5 protein-coding genes and 3 pseudogenes are annotated in these 6,694 nt (G+C 71.8%); 1 reads left to right on the forward strand and 7 read right to left on the reverse strand.

Translation table 11 applies throughout. The features are described from left to right. The 6 genes and pseudogenes from Y694_RS18790 to Y694_RS18815 all read right to left on the reverse strand — a co-directional run. A pseudogene (locus Y694_RS18790) lies at window positions 1-649 on the reverse strand (AAA family ATPase); the annotation flags it as partial. Between the two features lie 22 nt (window positions 650-671). Next, window positions 672-1,982 carry a hypothetical protein gene (locus Y694_RS18795; protein ID WP_051495895.1) on the reverse strand — a complete coding sequence of 437 codons (1,311 nt, stop codon included), beginning with the start codon at window positions 1,980-1,982 and terminating at the stop codon, window positions 672-674. Between the two features lie 133 nt (window positions 1,983-2,115). Next, window positions 2,116-2,712, reverse strand: coding sequence for a YceI family protein (locus Y694_RS18800; protein WP_036235280.1), 597 nt, complete (start codon window positions 2,710-2,712; stop codon window positions 2,116-2,118). A gap of 55 nt (window positions 2,713-2,767) precedes the next feature. Next, window positions 2,768-3,346: a YceI family protein gene (locus Y694_RS18805; protein ID WP_036235284.1), complete on the reverse strand. Its 579-nt coding sequence runs from the start codon at window positions 3,344-3,346 to the stop codon at window positions 2,768-2,770. 71 nt (window positions 3,347-3,417) lie between these two features. Next, a pseudogene (locus Y694_RS18810) lies at window positions 3,418-4,001 on the reverse strand (YceI family protein). Between the two features lie 28 nt (window positions 4,002-4,029). Next, window positions 4,030-4,589, reverse strand: a pseudogene (locus tag Y694_RS18815) (cytochrome b). A 189-nt stretch (window positions 4,590-4,778) separates the two neighbouring features. Between Y694_RS18815 and Y694_RS18820 the strand changes: the two are divergent. Beyond that, on the forward strand, window positions 4,779-5,861 hold the full coding sequence (locus Y694_RS18820) for a phospholipase A (protein ID WP_011831078.1): 1,083 nt from the start codon (window positions 4,779-4,781) through the stop codon (window positions 5,859-5,861). A 29-nt stretch (window positions 5,862-5,890) separates the two neighbouring features. Here Y694_RS18820 and Y694_RS18825 read toward each other — a convergent pair. Next, window positions 5,891-6,694, reverse strand: an 804-nt coding sequence (locus tag Y694_RS18825) for an NUDIX hydrolase family protein (RefSeq protein WP_081782277.1), incomplete at its 5' end; no start/stop codon positions are given.

Genomic DNA, 6,694 nt, shown 5'->3' on the forward strand with positions numbered 1-6,694 from the left:
ACCGCGTCACGCGCGGCCGTGATCGCGGCCCGCTCGGCGGGCGTGATCGGCCGCAGGCCGCCCGGCGCACTGTCGTCCAGCCCCAGCAGCGCGGCGAAGCCGGCGTCGCTGACCGGCTGCACCGGAACGCGCAGCAGGAAGCGGTCGTAGAAGGCCTGCAGCGATTCGTCGGCCGGCACCTCGTTGGTGGCGCCGACCACGCACACCAGCGGCGTCTGCATGCGCTCGCAGCCGTTGTCGAACTCGCGTTCGTTCAGCAGGGTCAGCAGTGCGTTGAGGATCGCCGAGTTGGCCTTGAACACCTCGTCGAGGAAGGCGATGCCGGCGGTGGCAGGTAGCCCTCGGTCAGGCGCTCGTAGCGGTCGTCCTCCAGCGCCTTCAGCGACAGCGGTCCGAACAGTTCTTCCGGGACCGAGAAGCGCGTCAGCAGCCGCTCGAACCAGCGTGCGCCCTCGAAGGCGTGCTGCAGCCGCCGCGCCAGCGCGCTCTTGGCCGTGCCGGGCGGGCCGACCAGCAGCACGTGCTCGCCGGCCAGCGCAGCCAGCAGCGCGAGTCGCACGGCGGCCTCGCGTTCGAGCAGGCCGTGTTCGAGCCAGTCGATCAGTGCGCGCAGGCGCGCCGGGTCCGGAGCAGGGGCGTGGGCATCCATGCCCCCATTCTGACGGCGGCGCTCAGCGGCCGAGCACGCCGCGCAGCAGATCGAGTGCGCCGGGCTTCTTCTCCTCGGCCGGCGGCGTGCCGGGCGCGGTGCCGCCCTCGCCCTTCATCACGTCGCCCATCGAGGGCATGCCGGGCATCGCGGTGGTCATCGACTTGACGCGCAGCTTCACCGCCCACTGCGGCTCCCACACCGCCTTGGGGTCGGCCGGGCGCGGCGGGTGCGCGAGGTTCAACTCGGGGCCGTAGGCGATAAGCCGCAGGAACGAGCCCTCGGCCGGCAGCACGCCCTTGGGCACGGTGCAGCGGGTGGTGGTCGGTGCGAGCAGCACGCGCTCCTTGACCCAGCGCTCGACGGCCGGATTGGTCTGGTAGTCGAACAGGCCGAAGCCGGTGTCGGGCAGCTCGCTCGAGGTCCAGATCACCATCTCGCTGGCGCCGTCGGCCTGCTCGCCCCTGCCGGCGAAGGCCCCGGCGAAATAGCCGCGCGCGGTCGGCAGCGCGTTCCACTCCAGCGCGGTGGCGCCGGCCTTGTCGGCAGTGGTGAGCGTCAGCGCCGGCATCAGGTCGTTGGCCGCCGGGATCGCGAACTTGAAGCCTTCGGGCACGCCCTGGCCCTTGAACTCGTGCTCGCCGACCAGCGAGCCGCCGTCGGGCACGCGCTTGCCCTCGCTCGGGTTGGGCCAGTGCGGCCGGCCGGTGGCGCTGTGCGCGCCGCGCTGCGTGGCGCGGCGCGAGATGAAGAACTTGGCCACGTCCTCGGGCTTGAGCTTGGCGACGTCGAGCACGCGCGGCTGGCCGGCGCGCACGGTGTCGCCGCAGCCCCAGTACAGCAGCAGCCGGCCCTTGGGCTTCTCGGACGGCTCCTCGACGCGCTCGTCGCCGTCGTCGCCAGGTACCGGCTTCGCGTCCTTCGGCGACAGCAGCTTGATTGCCGGGCCGAGCTGCAGCCCGGCCGGCAGCGCCTGCGTGCCCTCAGCGAGCTGTGGGTTGGCGCGCGTCGCGAGCGTGACGTCCATGTAGCGGCCGCCGCTGCCGCCGGACTGCGTCGACAGGAAGGGCACGGTGGCGCCTCCGCCCACGCCGAACAGGCCACCCAGCGCCGACAGCGGATTGTTGCCGCCGCCGCCGCCCAGGCCGCCGAGGCCGGCCCCCAGGCCGCTGAAGGTGGCGACGTCGATCCAGGCCTGCGCGACCGGCGGCTTGGACGGCCCCTTGGGGGCAGGCTGCTGAGCGCCGGCCACGCCGGCGCACAGGGCCAGCGCGGTGGCGAACGGAACGAGCGGCCGACGCGGGCCGCGGAAGGAGGGGGCAGAGGTGGTCATGGCGGAGGTCCTCGCAGGAGCAGGGCAGGCGCGCGGCGCAGGGTGCGCGGCGCGGTCGCGATGTTCTCGCGAGTGTGCGACTTCGGCCCTCCCACCGTCGAGGGGGATCGCCCCCGAGCGGGGCCGGCCCGGTTCAGGGCGCCGGGTCGCTGCGCACGCCTTCCACCTGCACCCGCAGCGTCACCTCGTCCCGCACGAAGGGCAGGCCGTAGTCGATGCCGAAGTCGCTGCGCCGGATGCGGCCCTCGAAGTCGCCGCCGCAGACCTCGCGCTGCAGCACCGGGTGGCGGTGGCAGGCGTAGCGCGTCGCGGTGAGGGTCAGGCCGCGGCTCACGCCGCGCAGCGTCAGCTCGCCGCGCAGTTCGGTGAGCCGGCCGGCGTCGAAGCGCAGGTCGCGCGAGACGAACCAGGCGGTCGGGTGCTCGGTGGTCGACAGCAGCTCGGCGTCGCGCAGGTGCTTGTCGAACGCCGCGAGGCCGGTGCTCACCGAGGCCATCGGGATCGTCACGCCGATCTCGCCGCGGCCCGCCCCGGGGTCCAGGCTCACGCTGCCCTCGGCCGGGCCCAGCCGCCCGCGGATCGTCGAGGTGCCGAAGTGCGACAGCTCGAACTGCACCCAGCTGTGCGCCGGGTCGAGGGTGTAGCGCGCCGGTTCGGCCGCCGCCGGCGTGGCGGCAAGGGCCAGGCTCGACAGGGCGAGCGTCAGGGAGGCAGCGGGGAGGGCGCGCATGCGGCGGGGGGCCTGGGTGGGGGCCGCGCACGGCCCCCGACGGCCATGCTGACTCTTACTGCTTCACCGCCTCGATCTGCACCGTCAGGCGCACGCTGTCGGGAATGTTGGGCAGGCCGTAGTTCATGCCGAACTGGCTGCGCTGCAAGGTGGTCTCGAAGTCGCCGCCGCAGACCTCGCGCTTGAGGCGCGGGTTCTCGTAGCAGTTGAAGTTGGCCGCCTTCAGCGTGACCGGCTGGCTCTTGTCCAGCAGCGTCAGCGTGCCGCTCACTTCACTGACCTTGTCGCCGCTGAAGACGAACTTGTCGGAGACGAACTTGGCGGTCGGGAACATCGCCGCGTTGAAGAAGTCGGCGTTGCGCAGGTGGTTGTCGAAGGCCGCGACGCCGGTGTTGATCGACGCGGTGTCGATGCTGATCTCCACCTTGCCGGTCTTGCCGGCGCGGTCGAACTGCACCGTGCCTTCCTTCTTGTCAAAGCGGCCGCGTGCGGTGGAGGTGCCGAAGTGCAGCACCTCGAAGGTCACGAAGGTGTGGCCGGGGTCGATCGCGTAGCTCGCGCTCTGGGCCTGCGCGCCACCGGCGAGGCAGGCGAGGGCGGCAGCGGTGGCGGCGGCGAGGAAGGGCTTCTTCATGCTCATGCGGGGGTCCTGGAGAGTGGGGTTGGGAAACGGGAGGGAGGAAAACGGCGCCGGGGCCGCGCCGGTCAGAGCGCGCCCACGCCGGTCAGCGCGAGCTTGAACTTCACCTGCACTTCGTCGGCGACCATCGAGGTGTCGCCCCAGTCGCCGGCGCCGATCTTGAACTCCAGGCGCTTGATGGCGAAGGCGCCGGTGGCGGTGCTGGTGCCGCCGGCCTGGGTGAGCGTGACCGGCACCAGCACGTCGCGGCTGCTGCCCTTGATCGCGAGCTTGCCGGTCACCTCGAACTTGCCGCCGCCCAGCGCCTTGATCGCGGTGGACTGGAAGGTGGCCTGCGGGAACTTGGCCGTGTCGAACCAGTCGCCCTTCTTCATCTCGCATCGGTGTCGCGGTCGCCGATGGTGGCGCTGCCGGTGTCGATCGCGAAGGCGATCTTGCCGTTCGCGGGCTGCTTCGGGTCGAAGGCGACCTGGGCGTCGAACTTCTTGAACTGGCCCTGCACCGGCACGCCCATCTGCTTGCTGACGAAGCCGATCTCGCTCTGCGCCGGCAGCAACTTCGCGGTGGGGGCCTGCGCATGCGCCGGGGCGGCGGCCACCACGCCGGCGACGGCCAGCAACATCAGGGGGAGCGTGAAGCGTCTTCTCATGCGGGGTCCTCGGAAATCGATCGATCCATCAGGCGCGGCGCGGCCGCATGCGGTCCAGCAGGCCGTCGCGGTCGACGAACTGGTGCTTCAGGGCGGCCGCCACGTGCAGCACCACCAGCGCCAGCAGCGTGTAGGCCAGGATCGCGTGGACCGGCTTCACCAGCTTGGCCAGTTCCTTGTCGACCGGCACGAAGTCGGGCAGCGGCAGCACGCCGAACCACACGATCGGGAAGCCGGCCATCGAGCTGTAGGCCCAGCCGACCAGCGGCACCGCGAAGAACAGCAGGTACATCAGGTGGTGGGTGGCGTGGTAGGTCCGCAGCTGCCATGACGGCATCGCGGTGGCGATCGGTGCCGGCAGCGCCGGCGGGCGGTGCGTCAGGCGCCACAGCAGGCGCAGCAGCGACAGCGCCAGGATCGTGATGCCGGCCCACTTGTGCCAGTTGTAGAACTTCAGGCGCTGCGGCGAGAACGGCAGGTCGCTCATGTACCAGCCAGGCCCATGCTGCCCAGGATGGCCAGCGCCAGCAGCCAGTGCAGCGCGATCGCGGGGGCGGAGTAGTGGGGGCTGACGGTCGGCAGGCTCATGCAGGAATCGGGGCGTCGAAGTGCACGCACTGTAGTGATTGTTTGGGGCCCGCAAGTTCACAGGGCTTGTCGCGTTACTTCAAAAAAATGCAAGAGTTTGATGCGCCAAGCCCCCGTGCCCCTGCCCGGATCGCTGCCGTCCCGCAGAATCGGCCGGCCTCCCCGACCCGAGCCGCCTGGCCACTGCCCATGAAGTCGACCGCCCTCTCCGTCCTGCTGCTGGCCTGGCCCTGGGCTGTCGTGTCGGCGCAGGAGGCAGCGGCGCCCGCGCTGGCCGATTGCGCGGCGCTCACCGACGACGGCCTGCGGCTGGCCTGCTACGACCGGCTGGCCGGCCGCGAGGCGCCGCCGGTGCCGGTGGTGCCGGCCGGCCGCACGCCCGACGTGGTCGCCCGGCCGGCACCGGAAGTGGGCGGCAACGGCCTGCAGGGTCCGCCGACTCCGGCACCGAGCTTCCTGTCCAAGTACTGGGAACTCGACCGCGCCGACAAGCGCGGCACCTTCAACTTCACCGGCTACCGACCCAACTTCCTGCTGCCGGTGCACGTGACCACGCGCCTGAACACCCGTCCGTCCAGCCCCAGCCCGGACCGCACGGCCGAACTCGGCGACTACAAGCGCGTGGAGGCCAAGTTCCAGCTCTCGCTGCGGACCAAGATCGCGCAGAGCGTGCTGCTGCCCGACGCCGACCTCTGGGTCGGCTATACGCAGCAGTCGCTCTGGCAGCTCTATAACAAGGGCGATTCCGCCCCCTTCCGCAGCAGCGACTACGAACCCGAGGTGATGTACGTGGTGCCGGTGCCCGAGGGTCTGCGGGCGCTGCCGTGGGGCTGGCAGTGGCGCTACGGCATGCTGGCCTTCGCCCACCAGTCCAACGGCCAGACCAAGCCGCTGTCGCGCAGCTGGAACCGCGTCTACGCGGGCGCCGGCTTCGAGCGCGAGGACGTCTCGATCGCGCTGCGCCTGAACCGGCGCGTGCGCGAGAACGCCGATGACGACGACAACCCCGATCTCACCAGCTACCGCGGTCGCGGCGACGTGACGCTGAACTGGACCCCCGGCCGAGCGACCGCCGCGCTGCTGTGGCGTACCAACTTCCGCGACCTGCGGCGCGGCGCCGTGCAGTTCGACTGGACCTTCCCGGTCGAGCCCGGCAGCCCGCGCGCGTTGCGCTGGTACGTGCAGCTGTTCAGCGGCTACGGCGAGACCCTGCTCGACTACAACTTCCGTCAGACCAGCCTGGGGCTGGGGCTCACGCTGTTCGAGTTCTGAGGCGCCATGGACGAGCGCTCCACGTGCGCTCAGTCCGGCATTGGGCCGAACAGCCCGGCCGTGCGCGCCGTGAGCGCGGCATGCTCGCGCTCCCCGAGGAGTCGCCAGCGCAGCGCGAAATCCAGCGTCGCCAGCGCGGCATCGACCGTCATCGTGTCGCCGCCCGCCAGTGCCAGCGCCTCGGCCACCGGCAGCAATTGCAGCGAGGCGACCTCGCCGTCCTGGTTGCACGGCTGCACGCCGGGCGGCAGCGCCAGGTCGTAGACGAACAGCTGCTCGCGCTGCAGGCCGTGGCCGGCGCAGTCGGGCAGCGCCCGCTGCAGGTCGATGACCCGGCCGCGCGTGGCCCGGCGCACGAGGTCGGCGGCCAGGCCCGCCTCTTCCCAGCCTTCGCGCACCAGCGTCTCGAACGGCGTCTGGCCGTGCGGCACGCCACCGCCGATCAGGTTGTCGAACTTGCCGGGGTCGGTGGGCTTGTGCGGCGAGCGCTGTGCGATCCACAGGTGGCTCGGGCGGCCGTCGGGCCCGGCGACGTAGCCGTTGGCATGCGCGCCGAAGGTCAGCGTGCCCCAGAAGCGCGCCGCCGCGCGCTCGATCCGCGCCAGCACCGGCGCGCCCCAGGCCGGCACGACGGCATAGGTTTCGTTGCGCCAGCCGGTGATCAGGCCGCGCTCGCGCAGTGCCGCATGCGTGACGGCGAAGGCGGCATCGAGCGCCTCGTCGCGCAGCGCGGTGCTCAGCACGCCATCGTCGCGCTCCTGCAGCCACGGCGCATGCGCTCGGAGCACCGGCAGTGCGCCGGCCGCGACCGAGCCCACGGCCCGGCCGCCCAG

Origin of the sequence: Methylibium sp. T29-B (assembly GCF_000576225.1) — a bacterium.
In the GTDB taxonomy this organism is placed as follows: Bacteria; Pseudomonadota; Gammaproteobacteria; order Burkholderiales; family Burkholderiaceae_C; genus Methylibium; species Methylibium petroleiphilum.

Excerpts from the sequence above, each read along its gene's own strand:
- Y694_RS18795 (WP_051495895.1), bottom strand. The coding sequence starts at position 1,982 with ATGACCACCTCTGCCCCCTCCTTCCGCGGCCCGCGTCGGCCGCTCGTT.
- Y694_RS18800 (WP_036235280.1), bottom strand. The coding sequence starts at position 2,712 with ATGCGCGCCCTCCCCGCTGCCTCCCTGACGCTCGCCCTGTCGAGCCTG.
- Y694_RS18805 (WP_036235284.1), bottom strand. The coding sequence starts at position 3,346 with ATGAAGAAGCCCTTCCTCGCCGCCGCCACCGCTGCCGCCCTCGCCTGC.
- Y694_RS18820 (WP_011831078.1), top strand. The coding sequence starts at position 4,779 with ATGAAGTCGACCGCCCTCTCCGTCCTGCTGCTGGCCTGGCCCTGGGCT.